This is a genomic window from Brevundimonas halotolerans (genome assembly GCF_003730275.1).
Taxonomy (GTDB): domain Bacteria; phylum Pseudomonadota; class Alphaproteobacteria; order Caulobacterales; family Caulobacteraceae; genus Brevundimonas; species Brevundimonas halotolerans.
This window is the reverse complement of sequence record NZ_QTTA01000019.1, coordinates 70555-84706: the sequence shown is the minus strand read 5'-3', so window position 1 is coordinate 84706 and position 14152 is coordinate 70555. Positions and strand designations below refer to the sequence as shown.

Sequence of the window (14152 nt, the reverse complement as noted above, 5' to 3'; positions counted from 1 at the left end):
CCCCCGAAAGCGGCGAATCCATCAAAGCCCTATCTGGGATGTGGCGGGCGGGCTTTCAAGCCTTGAGGCCCGGGGCTCAGATCCACCAGGAGCGCGGATTGGGGATGGCCCGGCGTGACTTGAGCAGCCAGCTACCCCAGGCGCCGCGCACCAGCACCCACAGCACCAGCAGGAACAGCACGAACACCCCGGCGTTGACCACGATCAGGATGACGCCGAGCACCGCCACGACCGCCGCTGCCCAGAGGGTGCGGACCTGAAAGACGTGGTGGCTGGCGGCCACTGCATGGGTCGGGACGTCGCGCACCATGACCGCCAGCAGGCCGATTACCGCCGACACGCCGAAGGTCGGAATGGCGAACAGGATCAGGGCATAGACGGTGTAGAGACCCATCATGCCCTCGGGCTCGGGCAGGTCGTCGGTGCGGGAGGGCCGGGGCGGGGCGCTGTGGGCCGGGGCGCTATGCGTGGGGGCGAGCGGCGCGACCAGCGGGGCATTCATCGGATCATCCACCGGATCGGGCTCGGGAGCGGGAGCGGGAGCGGGTTCAGGCTCCGGCGCGACCTCGGGCTCAGGGCTGCGCGGATGGGCCGCCAGCGATTCGGGCGAGCAGAATCCGACCTCGGCATCCGGGTCGGCCTCGGGCCGGGGGGCGGGCTGGTCCTTGAACAGGTCGGGATCGCCGGGTTCGGCCATCTGGCTCCTCACACTTCGGGGCGACAATGCCGGGGCGGGCGCGCGGGCGCAACCACTGTCAGCCGCGCGACAGGCGTATCTCGCAGCCGGCCTCGGCCGCGTCGGCCAGACAGCCGGGCTTGCCGATGCGCACCGTCACCCCCTGCACGACCGGATCGGCCATCAGGCTCCGGCCCAGTCGCTGGGCAAAGGTCTCCACCAGACCGACATGGCCCTCGGCCACCAGCTCGCGCGACAGGCGGGCGACATCCTCATAGTTCAGCGTATCGCCCAGCGCCTCGACCGGTCCGGGCGCCAGTTGCAGCGCGACATTGATCACCAGGGTCTGCAGGCGGCCAAGTTCGTGGTCGTGCACGCCGATGCCGGCCTCGACCACAAGGTCGCGCACGAACACGGTCAGCCCCTCGTGGCGCAGGCCGTCAGCCATGGATCAGTCCTCTTCGATATCGGGGGTGCGCCAGGCCAGATGTTGGCCCGAGTCGACGGCGATCATCTGGCCGGTGATCAGCGGCTCGCGGATAAGCCAGAGGACGGCGCGGGCAATCGCCTCCGGCTCGACCGCGCGGCCCAGCGGCGTGGACGCCGCCTCCGCCTGAAAAACCGCCTCGGTCTGATGGGTCGAGGCCAGCGTCGGCCCCGGGCCCACACCGTTCACGCGAATGACGGGGGCCAGGGCCTGGGCCATGGTACGCGTCGCCGTCCACAGCGCCGACTTGGACAGGCCGTAGGAGAAGAAGCGCGGATCGGGCTTCAGCACCCTCTGGTCCAGAATATTGACGATGGCCGAGCCGGCGGGGGCCAGGCCGGCAAAGGTCTGGGCCAGCAGCACAGGGGCGCGCAGGTTCACATCCATATGGCGCGACCAGCTGTCGCCGGTGATGGTCATCAACCGGTCGTCGTCGAACACCGAGGCATTGTTGACCAGCGCCGTCAGCGGGCCGAGGGCCGCGGCGGCCCGACCGATCAGACCGTGGGTGGCCACGGCATCGGCCAGATCGGCATCGAGGGTCACGGCCTTCCGGCCCAGGTCGCGCACCTCGGCGGCGGTTGCTTCGGCGGCCTCAGCATCCCGGCCATAGTGGATGGCAACATCCAGCCCGGCCCTGGCCAGCGTCAAGCTGATGGCGCGCCCGATGCGTTTGGCGCCGCCGGTGACCAGCACAGCCCCGGGCATGTCAGACGGACCCGTGGAGGTATCAGTCAACCCGGCCGAACTCGAACACGTTCAGTGCGCCCAGAACGATGACAAAGCCGAAGATGATGAAGAGCGCGGTCATGGAATTCTCCCGTCGGAAATCTGGTTCTGGCCTTAAAGCGCGCCCGGCCTCTGTTCAAGGGGCGCAGGCCGGGCCATCAAGCCGCATGGCCCCCTCCCCGACCCGCAATTGGCGCGAACGCATCGAGCCGTTCACCCGTCCGACCTTTCACACCCTGGCCCGGATGACGCGCGGCATGACGCTGGGCGTGCGCGGCCTGGCGGTCGATGGCGAAGGCCGCATCCTGCTGGTGCGCCACACCTATCTGCCCGACTGGTGGCTGCCCGGCGGCGGCGTTGATCGCGGCGAGAGCCTGCATGACGCTCTGGTGCGCGAGATGCGCGAGGAGACCGGCCTGGTCCTGACCGGGCCCGCCACCCTGCTGTCGATCCATTCGAACGAAGCCCATTTCCGGGGCGACCACGTGGCCGTCTATCTGATCCGCGACTTTGAGACCGGCCCCGCCAGCCAGCACGGCGAGATCGCCGAGACCGGCTGGTTTGCCCCCGACGCCCTGCCCGACGCCCTCAGCCGGGGCAGCCGTGCGCGGCTGAGGGAGTATCTGGACGGTGTGCCGGCCGACCTACGGTGGTGAGGACAGCGTTCCCATCCGCCCCTCCCGGTGCTAGCCAGCGCGGATGAACCCTGCACTGCTTGCCATGCTGGCCGTCGTTCTGGCGGGAGGGGCGACCGCCCTTCAGGCGCCGACCAATGCGCGGCTGGCCGAGGCCGTGGCCTCGCCGGTCAATGCGGCCTTTGTCTCGTTCGCGGTGGGCACGGTCGCGCTGGGGATGCTGGCGCTGATGCTGCAGACCCGGCCGGATATGGCGGCGACGCGGTCGCTGCCCTGGTGGGTGTGGATCGGCGGGCTGTATGGCTCGGTGTTCGTAGTCGCGGCCGCCTGGGCCGTGCCGCGGCTGGGGGTGGCAGTGACCATAACCCTGATGGTGGCCGGGCAGCTGATCATCAGCCTGATCCTCGACCATTTCGGGGCCATGGGCGTGCCGAAGCAGCCGATGAACCTGATGCGGGTGGCCGGTATCCTGATGGTGATCGGCGGCGTGGTTCTGGTCCGGCGCGGGTAGACCTATATTGGGGGCGATGACTGCCCTGCCCCCTGATTCCTCGACGGAAAAGCCGCCGCTGGTCGGCGCGGAGCTGATCCGCGACGAGGCCCGGCGTGCGCCCGACAAGCCGGGCGTCTATCGCATGTATGGCGAGGACGGCTCGTGCCTGTACGTCGGCAAGGCCAAGTCGCTGAAGAAGCGGGTGCTGCAGTATGCGCAGGGGCGGGTGCACAGCCAGCGCACGGCCCTGATGGTCAATCAGACGCGGTCGATGCAGCTGGTGCTGACGGCGTCGGAAACCGAGGCCCTGCTGCTGGAGGCGACCTATATCAAGTCGCTGAAGCCGCGCTACAATGTGCTGCTGCGCGACGACAAGAGCTTTTCCCAGCTGATGATCCGGCGCGACCACCCCGCGCCCCAGATCCGCAAGCACCGGGGCGGGCGGACGATCAAGGGCGACTATTACGGGCCGTTCGCCTCGACCTGGGCGGTCAACCGGACACTGACCACCCTACAGAAGGCCTTCCTGCTGCGGTCGTGCTCGGACAGTGTCTATGAGGGGCGCACCCGGCCCTGCATGCTGCACCAGATCAAGCGCTGTTCGGCGCCGTGCACCGGCCTGATCTCGCTGGAGGACTACAACCGGCTGGTGGGCGAGGCAGCGGCGTTTCTGAACGGCAAGTCGGATGCCGTGGTCGGGCGGCTGTCGCGCGACATGCAGGCGGCGTCCGAGGCCATGGACTATGAGCGCGCGGCGCGGCTGCGCGACCGCATCCGGGCACTGACCGCCATCTCGATGGAATATTCCCGGCTGGCGGGCGGGGTGTCCGAGGCCGATGTATTCGCCCTGCACACCGACGCAGGACAGGCCTGTGTGCAGGTGTTCTTCTATCGCGCGGGCCAGAACTGGGGCGGGCGGGCCTATTTCCCGCGCATCGACAAGAGCGACAGCGACACCGAAATCCTGTCAGCCTTTCTGGCCCAATTCTATGAGGACAAGCCGGTCCCGCGCCTGATCCTGACCAATCTGCGCCCGCTGGAACTGGAACTGCTGGAAGAGGCCTTCAGCCTCAAGGTCGAGCACAAGGTCGAGATCGCCATTCCCAAGCGCGGCGACAAGCTGAGCCTGGTCGACCATGCCCTGACCAATGCGCGCGAGGCGCTGGGCCGGCGGCTGGCCGAGACCTCGGCCCAGGGCAAGATCCTGGAGGCGGTGACCGAGGCCTTCGGGCTGGAGGCCCGGCCCGAGCGGATCGAGGTCTATGACAATGCCCACATTTCGGGCTCGAACGCGGTCGGCGGCATGGTCGTGGCCGGGCCGGAAGGCTATCGCAAGAACCAGTACCGCAAGTTCAACATCCGCGATCAGGACCTGACCCCCGGCGACGACTACGGCATGATGCGCGAGGTGCTGACCCGGCGATTTGCCCGCCTGCTCAAGGATGAGGAGGCCGGACAGGCGACCGAGCGGCCCGACCTGATCCTGATCGACGGCGGCGCCGGCCAGCTGTCGGAGGTGGTGCGGGTCATGGCTGATCTGGGCATCGACGATGTGGCCGTGGTCGGCGTGGCCAAGGGCCCGGACCGCGACGCCGGGCGCGAGCACTTCTTCATGCCTGGCAAACCGCCCTTCATGCTGCCGCAGAAGTCGCCGGCCCTCTATTACCTTCAGCGGCTGCGCGACGAGGCGCACCGGTTCGCCAACGGCGCCCATGCGACGCGCCGGTCGATGGATATCAAAAAGAACCCGCTGGACCAGATCGAGGGCATCGGCCCGGGGCGGAAAAAGGCCCTGCTGCAGGCCTTTGGCTCGGCCAAGGGGGTGTCGCGGGCCGCGGTTGTCGATCTGGCCAAGGTGGACGGCATCAGCCAGCCGACCGCCGAACGCATCCACGCCTTTTTCCGCAAGGGGTGAGGCTCACCACTCCAGCAGGGAGAGGCCGGGGATGTCGCGGAAGTCATCGGGGTTTCGAGTCACCAGAGGGGCATCGGCGATGATGGCCTGGGCGGCGATCATGCGGTCCAGTACCTTTCTCCGGGAGTAGCCGACCGCCTGGACAATCGCCCCGTAAGCGTCTGCCTCCGCAAGGCCGAAACCCAGGACCTCGATCTCCCGAAGCATCAGCGAGAGGGTCGCTTCGCGCACGGGGGACTCAGGTCCGGTCAGACCGGCTTTGAGTTCAACAACCGAAATGACTGAAAGGAGCAGCTGCTCGTCGGAGCGCGCCACTCTGGCACGCACATCAACGTCCCCATCCCTTAGAGGGATGGCAATGCTGGTATCGAGGAGCAGGGCCAATCAGAGACCTTTGCGGACCGGCGCGATGAAGGGCGGACGCTTCTGAACGCTGGAGGGTTTCGGTAGCCTGTCGAGAGCCTCGACCAGTTGTCGCGGCTTCATACGCCTTGGCCGCATGGTGACCACATCGCCATTGCGCTCGATCTCAACCTCGACCCCCGGGCCGAAAGTGATTTCCTTGGGCAGGCGCACGGCGTCGCTGTTGCCACTGCGAAATATCCGACTGACGACACCCATGGCGCTACTCCCAATGTATATACGAGTATACACCATTTTCGGGACCCGCTCAAACCGCTAGGCTCCTCGTATGACCGACCTCTCCTCCGATCCCTTGCTGGCCGGCTATCGCCGGTTTCGTGCGCATCAGTGGCCGCGGGCCCGTGCGGCCTATGAGACCCTGGCCGAGGCCGGGCAGACGCCGCACACCCTGTTCCTGGCCTGTTCGGACAGTCGGGCGGACCCGGCGCTGATCTTTGACGCCGCGCCCGGCGATCTGTTTGTCGTGCGCAATGTCGCCAATCTGGTGCCGCCCTACCAGCCCGACGGCGGGCTGCACGGGGTGTCGTCGGCGCTGGAGTTTGGGGTCAAGGCGCTGAAGGTGTCGCGCATCGTCGTCATGGGCCATGCCCACTGCGGCGGGGTGGCGGCCATGCGCTCCGAAAGCCCGCCGCCGGGACTGGATTTCGTCGAGGCCTGGATCGATCAGGGCCGCCCGGCGGTGCGCGAGGTCCTGCACACCTGCAGCCACGATCACGCCGAGCAGCTGAGCGAGGAGGCCATCGTGCGGCTGTCGCTCGACAATCTGCGGACCTTCCCGTGGATCGCCGAGCGCGAGGCGACGGGCGCCCTGACCCTGACCGGTCTGCATTTCGGCATCGCCGACGGGGTGCTGCGCGTTCTGGGAGACGACGGGCAGTTCCAGCCGGTCTGAACGGCTCGCCAGCGCCCGCGAAGCATGGCACATCCATGGGATCGGAGATGACCATGCCCCAGTCGGACACTGCCCCCCACCACCACGCCAATCCCATCCCCAACATCCTGACCGGCCTGCGACTGGCCGCCGGGGTGGTGATGTTCCTGATCCTCGCCGGAGCCACGGGCGGCATACCGATCGTGTCGTCCTATCTCAGCCCCGAGGACCAGTTCGGCCTCTATCGCGTGGCCTTCATCATCTTTGTCGTGGCGGCCACAACCGACTGGATCGACGGCTATCTGGCCCGGCGCTGGCACGCGACCACACGCTGGGGGGCGATCCTGGATCCCATCGCCGACAAGGTGCTGGTGACCGGCGCCATCCTGGGCGTGCTGACCTCGGGTTCGGTGCCGCAGATCGCCATTCCCTGCGGCCTGATCCTGTTCCGCGAGTTCGCGGTCTCGGCCCTGCGCGAGACCGTGGCCGGCAAGGTCAAACTGCCGGTCACCCTGCTGGCCAAGTGGAAGACCACCCTGCAGCTGGTGGCGCTGGGCGCCCAGCTGTTTGCCCGCAACTGGGACGGTTTTGGGCTCGAGTTCGAATATTATCCCTACTTCCAGATGTTTGCCGATGTGCTGATCTGGGCCGCAGCGATCATCACCCTCTGGACCGGGTGGCAGTATTTCGACAAGGCCCGCCGGAAGATGGCGCACCTCTGAAGTTTAGGCAGTAGGCAGTAGGGTCACGCGGGTCAGTCGGGGGCATGCGCCTCAAGTCGGATGATGAGGCCGCGCATCATTTTTCCGAGTTCATCGGCCTGACGCAGAGCGTCGGCTGCGGCGGCTTCGGTCGCAAGGCCGACGCGGACGGCAATCAGCAGGTGGGTCTCGGTTTCCTTCAGTGAACCCTGCGCGATCCTGAGGAAGTTGAGGTAGGCACCTTTCGAGGACCGGCCATAGCCTTCGGCGATATTGGCGGGCACCGAGGTGGCGGCACGTCGGGTTTGGGCGGTTAAACCGAACCGCTCTTCGCCCGGATACGACCTCGTCAGCTCGTAGCTCGACTGAGCCATATCCATCGCCCGCTGCCAGACCTTGAGGTCACGATAGCTGTTGATCTGATCCATGGCTCAGCCCCCGCCACAACACAGTCCCTACTGCCTACTGCCTATTCCCTACTGCCTCACTCGACGCCGAGCTCGGCCAGCAGGCCGTCCATGCCATAGACGTCGCGGAGCGCTACGGTGATGGCGCCGGTCGTGACGATCACGCTGCGATTGACCGAGGGGTCATAGCCATAGGCGTTGCGCTGGGTGAGGACGGTCGAGTCAAAATTGGCCCCGATGATCTCGCCCCGGGCATTGATGGCGGGGGACCCCGATGAGCCGCCGATGGTGTCGGTCGAGACCGACATGTTCAGCACCGTGTCCGGGTCGATCCGGTCACGCGCGGCCAGCAGCTTGGGCGCCACATCGAAGGGCGCGGCGCCGGTCGACCGGTCCCACAGCCCGCCGAAGGTGGTGAAGGGCTGAACCGTCGTGCCCTGATACGTCCAGCCCTCGACCCGGCCCCAGGTCAGACGCAGGGTGCCGGTCGCATCGGGATAGACGCTGTCGCCATAGGCGGCGAAACGGGCAGCGGCCAGATCCTCGGACGCCTGGGCGGTCGGGGCCTCGACCGTGTCCTCCCACTCGGCGCGCACCGACCGGGTTACGCCCTGGATCGACAGGACATAGCGGATCAGGGGGTCGTCCGAGGCCATGATGGCCGGGAGGCCACCGTCCCACAGGGCCTTGCGCACGGCCGGATCGGCCAGCGTCGTGCCGGAAATCAAACGCTCCGACAGCCCCTCGGGCGACTCGCGGCCCAGCAGGGTGCGGATGCGCGGATCGTCGACCGTCAGCCACTCGCGGGACTTCGACAGCCACCATTCCATGCGGACCTGCTCAAGGTCGGCATAGACGGGGCGGTCGGCCAGCAGGCGCGATTCAATGCCGCCGAGGCGGGTGTCGGCATATTCGGGCAGGCGCTCGGCCGCGGGCTTGTCGCGCTCCTGCGCCGCGCGCACCAGGGTCTCGGCCCAACCGTAGAGGGTCGAGCCGCCGCCGGCGCGGGCCACCAGCAGGGCATAGGCGGGGTACAGCCGCCGCACATCGTCCTGTACTGCCGACAGGGTGGTCCAGGGGTCGGCGCCCCCGGCCGCCGTATGCGCCGCCAGCCAGTCGCCCGAGCGGCCGCGGAAGTCGGCTTCCTGCTCGGCCTTGGCGGCCATGAAGTCGGTGTCGACCAGGGCGCGCATGCGGCCGATGCCGCGCTTGTAGCTGTTCTCGAGCCCGACCAGCGGGTCCATGACGATGAAGGCGTTCTCATCGCTCTCGGACCCGAAGCGGATCATGCGGCCGCGCAGTTCGGACATGATCAGCTGGTCCAGCGGCAGCTGCACGTCACGCACGGTCAGCAGCTGGTCCATGGTCAGCAGGCGCTGGGTCGAGCCGGGGCTGCCCGAGACGAACACCGGCTCACCCGCCGTCGGGCGGTCCGGGTTCCAGGTGAAATGGGTCGGCGTCTCGACCGGCGCGCCGTTCTCGTACAGGCGGATGAAGGCCGCATCGATGGCAAAGCGCGGGAAGTTGAAATTGTCGAGATCGCCGCCGAAGGTCGCGGCGCGGTCCTCGGGCGCAAACGCCAGCCGCACATCGGTGTAGCGGCGATAGCTGTACAGTTTGAACTGACCGCCCCGGTAGAGCGACACCACCTGACAGCGGCGCTCGGGCTGGTCCTTGCAATATTCCGCCTCGATGGCCGCAGCCTCGGTGTCCCGGGCGCGGTTGAAGGCCTGACCGCTCAGGCCGCGCCCGGCGGCGTGCATGCGCGCGGTGACGTCGGTGATGTCCATCAGGATCTCGGCCGAGGCCCCCGGACAGCGCAGCTCTTCCGCGCGGGTGGCGGGGGTAAAGCCGGTCTCGGCATAGTTGATGGCCGGGGTCGAGAGCTGGGCAACGCAGCTGGCGACGCAGTGGTTGTTGGTCAGCACCAGCCCCTCGCCCGAGACCACGCCCGCCGAACAGCCGCCGAACTTGACCGAACTGCGCTGCACCCGGTCCAGCCATGCCTGATCGATGGCCGTGCCCAGGGCGGCATTGGCGCGGGCGATCGGGAAGTTGTCGAAGGTCCACATCCCCTCATCGGCCTGGGCCGGGGTGACCGGCCCGAGGCCCAGGGCAGCGCCCATGGCAAGAGCGGTCACCGAAGCGGCGAAGCGAAGCGGGCGGAATGTCATGGGGTGTTTCCTGGATGGTTTCGGGCCGTAGTCCGTCCCTGCGACCAGAGTTAAACCGCCTGTGGGCCTGTCGTCCATGCCGATCACGGGGGGATGAACATGACCCTTACCCCGATTTAACTTGGCCTTGCGCGTCATGGCCTTCAGAACCGGGCCAACGTCAGGGGTTTGGCACCACATATGTCGCTTGCACTATCCACACTGCTGTATGAATGGCGCCGCTATATGGCGGCCGTGATGGCGCTGGCGCTGTCGGGCCTGCTGGTGCTGGCCATGACCGGCGTCTTCATCGGCATCGGCAAGGGCTTTACCGCGACCATCGAACGGTCGGGCGCCGACATCATGATCATGCAGCCCGGCGCCACCAGCCTGATCGGCGGCCCCTCGGGCGTGCCGCGCCGCTTCATCCCGCTGGCCTATCGCCACCCCGAGGTGGTCGAGGTCAAGCCGCTGGACGGCGCCGGTGGCAGCTTCCAGAGCATCAGAGGCTATGACCCGACCATGTCCCAGGCCGAGCGGGCCAAGACCAAGGCCCCGCGCCGCGAGTTCGTGCAGACGGTCATCATCGACACCACGCCGGGGTCGGTGACCATCCCGCGCGACTATTCCCAGGAACTGGTCGATGCCCTGCGCCAGCCCTACACCGTGGCGGTCGATGAGACGGCCCTGACCAAGCTGGGCGTCAAGCTGGGGGACCGCGCCCTCTATAACGGCCGGACCGTGACCGTGGTCGGCGTGACTCGCGGCTATCCCAATATGATGCAGTCCACCATCGTCATGTCGCGCGACACCCTGCGCATGGTGGGACAGTCCGACGAAGGCTCCCGCGTCGGCCCGCTGATGATCAAGATCAGCGACCCGGCCCGCGCCCAGGTCGTCGCCGCCCAGCTGACCGCCATGGGCGACGGCCAGTGGAAGGCCTGGACCCGTCAGGAGCTGGCCGATGCCAATGCCGGGGCCATGTTCGAGGAAGGCATTCTGGTGATCATCATCGGCGGCTGCGTGGTGCTGGGCACCATCATCGGCGTGGCCATCACTTGGCAGACCCTGCGCGGCGCCATCATGGCCAACATCAAGGAGTTCGCCTCGCTGCGGGCCCTCGGCGTCGGCATGGGCTCGCTGCGCCGCATCGTTATGGAGCTGAGCTTCTGGGTCGGTCTGGTCGGCGTGGCCGCCGCCATCGGCCTGACGATGCTGGTGCAGTGGTTCGCCCTGTCGAATGCCGTCATCATCTCCCTGCCCCCCATACTGCTGATCGTGGTCGGCGGCGGGCTGATCATCATCGCCATGCTGTCGGGCCTGCTGTCGATGGGCGTCCTCAAGAACAGCCAACCGGCGGACCTGCTGCGATGAACGCCACAAAAACGCACGGCAAGCACGGCGACTTCGCGATCGAGGCCAAGGGTCTGGTCAAGCGGTTCAAGTCGGGCAAGGCCTTCATCGAAGTGCTCAAGAACGTCGATTTCGACGCGCGCCACGGCGACCTGACCATGGTCATGGGCCCGTCCGGCTCGGGCAAGTCGACCCTGATCGCCGCCCTGTCGGGCCTGCTGCGCCCCGAAGAGGGCAAGGTCAGCGCACTGGACGTCGACAATCTTTGGAAGATGTCGTCGGGCAAGATCGACAAGTTCCGGCTGGATCACTGCGGCTTCATCTTCCAGGGCTTCAACCTGTTCCCGGCCCTGTCGGCCCTGCAGCAGGTCGAGATCGTGCTGAAGTTCCAGGGACTGTCAAAGTCCGACGCGCGCAAACAGGCCATGATCACGCTGAAGGAAGTGGGGCTGGGCCACCGGCTGCACCAGCGCCCGTCGATCCTGTCGGGCGGCGAAAAGCAGCGCGTCGCCATCGCCCGCGCCCTCGCCAAGAACCCGCAGATCCTGTTCGCCGACGAACCGACCTCGGCCCTCGATGGCGAGAACGGCCAGATCGTCATCCAGCTGCTGCGGCGCGCCGCCACCCAACACGGGGCCGCCGTGATCTGCGTCACCCACGACCCGCGCCTCGAGGCCTGGGCCGACCGCGTCATCAAGATCGAGGACGGCATCATCATTTCCGATGAGCGCCGCGTTCCGGACCCCAACGCCGCCCTTGCCCACCACTGATTGGGCCCACCACTAACCCTCTCTCAGAGACCGAAAGACCGCCATGCCCGCCTTCCTGAAGAACAAATGGCTCTGGATCGGCCTTGTCGTCATTGTCGTCGCTGTCGTCGGCTTCATGATGATGCAGGGCGCCAACAAGGCCAAACAGGCCGAACTGGCCGAGGCCACAGCCAATGCGCCCGTCAGCCCCTATGCGGCCGTCGCCAACGGCAAGGCCGACGTCGAGGGCGGCATCATCCAGGTCGCGGCCCGCCGCGGCGGCATTGTCCGGGCCGTCTATGTCGAGGAAGGCGATCTGGTCTCCGCCGGTCAGATCCTGGCCCGTCAGGAAGACGACGAGCCTCGCCTCGCCGTTCAGCGCGCCCAGGCCGAGGTCGCCCAGGCCCGCAGCCAGCTGGCCGCCCTGCGTGTCGATCTGAGCGCTGCCCGCCGCGAATATGAGCGCATGTCCTCGCTGGCCGACAGCAACTATATCGCCGCCCAGCGTCTGGATCAGGCCCGCGACGCCGTCGCCATGGCCGAGGCCCGTCTGGCCAGCCAGCAAGCCAGCGTCCGCACGGTAGAGGCCCGTCTGGCCGAGGCCGAATACAATCTGGAACTGACGGTCGTCCGCGCCCCGATGAGCGGCCGGATCGTGCGCCGCTATGCAAACCCCGGCGCCGGGGCCTCGACCCTGAACGTCTCGACCATGTTCGACCTCGAGCCCGATGCCCCGCGCATCGTGCGCGCCGAGATCGTCGAGGCCGACATCCCCAACATCCAGATCGGTCAGGCCGTCGAGATCAGCCCCGAGGGTGACCCCTCCAAGGTCTATGTCGGCCGAGTGCTGCGCCGCGCCGCCGTATTCGGGGCCCGCAAACTGTCCTCGGATGACCCCTCGCAACGGTCGGACGAGCGGGTCATCGAGGTGGTCGTCGCCTATGACGAGGCCCCCCTGCTGATCGGTCAGCGGGTGCTGGTGAAGTTCATGAGGCCGGGCGAAACCGCTGGCGCCCCGCGCGACACCCAGGTCGGCGTCGGCCCCGACCGCGCCATGCGCGAGCCCGGCAGCTGATCCGGACGGGGCCTCAAGCCCCGGTAAAGCGGCCCGGGCGCTTTTCCAGCGCGGCGGCGACGCCCTCGGCGTGATCGTCGGTCATGTGGGCGAGGGCCTGCATGGCGGCGGTCATCTCGAGGATCTGGTCGAAGGTCAGGTCGCGCCCCTGACGCAGCAGAGCCTTGGTCATGCGCAGCGCCTGGGGCGGCTGGGCGGCGATCTCGCGGGCCATCGTCAGGGCCTCGTCCATCAGGGCGGCGGCGGGCACCACCCGGTTGACCAGCCCCCACTCCAGCGCCGTGGCCGCATCGATGGAGCGCGCGGTGAACAGCAATTCCGCCGCCCGGGCATAGCCGACATTGCGTGGCAACAGCCAGGTACCGCCGTCGCCCGGCAGGATACCCAGCTTCAGGAAGGGCGCGCCGAAACTGGCCGCGTCCGAGGCGATGCGGATGTCGCCCAGACCGGCGATGTCGCCGCCCAGACCCATGGCCGGTCCGTTGACCGCAGTAACCAGCGGCACCTCGAGCTCATACAGGCTGCGCACGATCCGGTGCACGACCCGGCGGTAGCGCTCGCGGATGGCGGTGCCGGGTCCCTTGAACATGTCGCGGCGGTCGCGCATGGCCTTGAGGTCGCCCCCGGCGGAAAAGGCCCGACCTGCTCCGGTCAGGATCACGACCCGGACCTCGGGGTCGGCATTGACAGCCTCGCAGGCCGCAGCAAAGGCGTCGCCGTCCTCAAGATCGGGCAGGGCGTTCAGCCGCTCGGGCCGGTTCAGGGTCCAGATGACGATCGGCCCTTCGCGCCGCGTCTCGATCAGTCCCGCCATGCCACACCCCGGATCCAGAATTGAAAAGCCCCGGCCTTTTCAGGTCCGGGGCCTTCAGATGCAAGCCGTGATCACCGTGTGGAGATCAGCGGCGCTTCTTGATCGGATAGGGCACGAAATTCGACGGGTGGCTGACCACGCGGTCGCCCGCCCCGTTCGTATTCCGTGTGTCCACCAGAAGCCCGCCCCACAGGGCAAAGGACATCATGGCGTGCTGGAGGTTTTTCTCTTTCCTGTTCATGGTGGCGTCTCCTTTCGCTGAACGATGAAAAGAGACGCGTCGTGCTCACAGGGGCTTTCACCCTCTCAGTCGTTTCGCGTCCTTTACAGGAAACGACAGTTTTGTGACGGACGCAAGTTTTTTCGTCTGTTGCCGGATCATATTTGCGGTTGATGTCACATATGCGCACCCCCTCTGACGGCCCTCCCAAGCCCATCAAGACCCCCTGCACCAAGGTCTGCACGGTGGATGGCGCCTCCGGTCTTTGCCTCGGCTGTCTGCGGTCGCTGCAGGAGATCGCCGAGTGGAGCCGTCTGGATGACGCCACGCGTGAGGCCATTCTGGAGGAGCTGCCCGGGCGGGTGACGCGCCTTGACCCGGCGTTGCAGGGGCTGGTGCCGCGCTAACCATTTGTCAGCCATGACGCTTCACCGCATCCCAACGTCCATGC

General features: G+C 67.3%; 18 protein-coding genes. 9 read left to right on the top strand and 9 right to left on the bottom strand.

The features are described 5' to 3' along the window. Positions 1 to 76: 76 nt before the first annotated feature. Genes EG854_RS13165 through EG854_RS09300 form a run of 3 tightly spaced genes read right to left on the bottom strand, consistent with a single transcriptional unit; the run spans position 77 to position 1901 of the window. A complete protein-coding gene (locus tag EG854_RS13165; RefSeq protein ID WP_164461984.1) occupies positions 77 to 697 on the bottom strand; it encodes a hypothetical protein in 621 nt (206 codons plus the stop codon). Positions 698 to 755: 58 nt separating this feature from the next. After that, on the bottom strand, positions 756 to 1124 hold the full coding sequence (locus EG854_RS09305) for a dihydroneopterin aldolase (protein WP_123287842.1): 369 nt from the start codon (positions 1122 to 1124) through the stop codon (positions 756 to 758). A gap of 3 nt (positions 1125 to 1127) precedes the next feature. Continuing rightward, a complete protein-coding gene (locus tag EG854_RS09300) occupies positions 1128 to 1901 on the bottom strand; it encodes an SDR family oxidoreductase (protein WP_375782296.1) in 774 nt (257 codons plus the stop codon). Between the two features lie 158 nt (positions 1902 to 2059). Here EG854_RS09300 and EG854_RS09295 point away from each other — a divergent pair, with 158 nt between their 5' ends. Genes EG854_RS09295 through uvrC form a run of 3 tightly spaced genes read left to right on the top strand, consistent with a single transcriptional unit; the run spans position 2060 to position 4935 of the window. Beyond that, a complete protein-coding gene (locus EG854_RS09295) occupies positions 2060 to 2548 on the top strand; it encodes an NUDIX domain-containing protein (RefSeq protein ID WP_123287840.1) in 489 nt (162 codons plus the stop codon). 43 nt (positions 2549 to 2591) lie between these two features. Beyond that, on the top strand, positions 2592 to 3038 hold the full coding sequence (locus EG854_RS09290) for a DMT family transporter (protein ID WP_123287839.1): 447 nt from the start codon (positions 2592 to 2594) through the stop codon (positions 3036 to 3038). Positions 3039 to 3054: 16 nt separating this feature from the next. Next, complete coding sequence (uvrC, locus tag EG854_RS09285; protein ID WP_123287838.1) at positions 3055 to 4935, top strand: excinuclease ABC subunit UvrC; 1881 nt, start codon at positions 3055 to 3057, stop codon at positions 4933 to 4935. A gap of 3 nt (positions 4936 to 4938) precedes the next feature. Here uvrC and EG854_RS09280 read toward each other — a convergent pair whose 3' ends face one another. Then, positions 4939 to 5319, bottom strand: a complete 381-nt coding sequence (locus EG854_RS09280; RefSeq protein WP_123287837.1) for a PIN domain-containing protein — start codon at positions 5317 to 5319, stop codon at positions 4939 to 4941. After that, positions 5320 to 5556: an antitoxin gene (locus EG854_RS09275; RefSeq protein WP_123287836.1), complete on the bottom strand. Its 237-nt coding sequence runs from the start codon at positions 5554 to 5556 to the stop codon at positions 5320 to 5322. Positions 5557 to 5626: 70 nt separating this feature from the next. On the opposite strand from EG854_RS09275, the gene EG854_RS09270 reads away from it, so the two are divergent. Then, on the top strand, positions 5627 to 6250 hold the full coding sequence (locus EG854_RS09270; RefSeq protein ID WP_123287835.1) for a carbonic anhydrase: 624 nt from the start codon (positions 5627 to 5629) through the stop codon (positions 6248 to 6250). Positions 6251 to 6303: 53 nt separating this feature from the next. After that, positions 6304 to 6951, top strand: coding sequence for a CDP-diacylglycerol--glycerol-3-phosphate 3-phosphatidyltransferase (gene pgsA / locus EG854_RS09265; protein WP_123287943.1), 648 nt, complete (start codon positions 6304 to 6306; stop codon positions 6949 to 6951). A gap of 32 nt (positions 6952 to 6983) precedes the next feature. Here pgsA and EG854_RS09260 read toward each other — a convergent pair whose 3' ends face one another. Both EG854_RS09260 and EG854_RS09255 read right to left on the bottom strand, forming a co-directional pair. After that, positions 6984 to 7358, bottom strand: a complete 375-nt coding sequence (locus tag EG854_RS09260; protein ID WP_123287834.1) for a four helix bundle protein — start codon at positions 7356 to 7358, stop codon at positions 6984 to 6986. A gap of 56 nt (positions 7359 to 7414) precedes the next feature. Continuing rightward, positions 7415 to 9511, bottom strand: coding sequence for a S46 family peptidase (locus EG854_RS09255; protein ID WP_123287833.1), 2097 nt, complete (start codon positions 9509 to 9511; stop codon positions 7415 to 7417). A 180-nt stretch (positions 9512 to 9691) separates the two neighbouring features. Between EG854_RS09255 and EG854_RS09250 the strand changes: the two genes are divergently transcribed. Genes EG854_RS09250 through EG854_RS09240 form a run of 3 tightly spaced genes read left to right on the top strand, consistent with a single transcriptional unit; the run spans position 9692 to position 12667 of the window. Further along, positions 9692 to 10864, top strand: a complete 1173-nt coding sequence (locus tag EG854_RS09250; protein WP_123287832.1) for an ABC transporter permease — start codon at positions 9692 to 9694, stop codon at positions 10862 to 10864. Further along, positions 10861 to 11613 carry an ABC transporter ATP-binding protein gene (locus EG854_RS09245; protein WP_123287831.1) on the top strand — a complete coding sequence of 251 codons (753 nt, stop codon included), beginning with the start codon at positions 10861 to 10863 and terminating at the stop codon, positions 11611 to 11613. Before EG854_RS09250 ends, EG854_RS09245 begins: the two co-directional genes overlap by 4 nt. 43 nt (positions 11614 to 11656) lie before the next feature. After that, positions 11657 to 12667, top strand: coding sequence for an HlyD family secretion protein (locus tag EG854_RS09240; protein ID WP_123287830.1), 1011 nt, complete (start codon positions 11657 to 11659; stop codon positions 12665 to 12667). Between the two features lie 13 nt (positions 12668 to 12680). Here the strand turns inward: EG854_RS09240 and EG854_RS09235 are convergent, their stop codons facing one another. Continuing rightward, positions 12681 to 13481 (bottom strand): crotonase/enoyl-CoA hydratase family protein, encoded by an 801-nt coding sequence (locus EG854_RS09235; RefSeq protein WP_123287829.1) that lies wholly within the window; start codon positions 13479 to 13481, stop codon positions 12681 to 12683. Between the two features lie 85 nt (positions 13482 to 13566). Continuing rightward, positions 13567 to 13722, bottom strand: a complete 156-nt coding sequence (locus EG854_RS13160) for a hypothetical protein (protein ID WP_164461983.1) — start codon at positions 13720 to 13722, stop codon at positions 13567 to 13569. Between the two features lie 161 nt (positions 13723 to 13883). On the opposite strand from EG854_RS13160, the gene EG854_RS09230 reads away from it, so the two are divergent. After that, complete coding sequence (locus EG854_RS09230; protein ID WP_123287828.1) at positions 13884 to 14108, top strand: DUF1289 domain-containing protein; 225 nt, start codon at positions 13884 to 13886, stop codon at positions 14106 to 14108. The last annotated feature ends 44 nt before the right edge of the window (positions 14109 to 14152 follow it).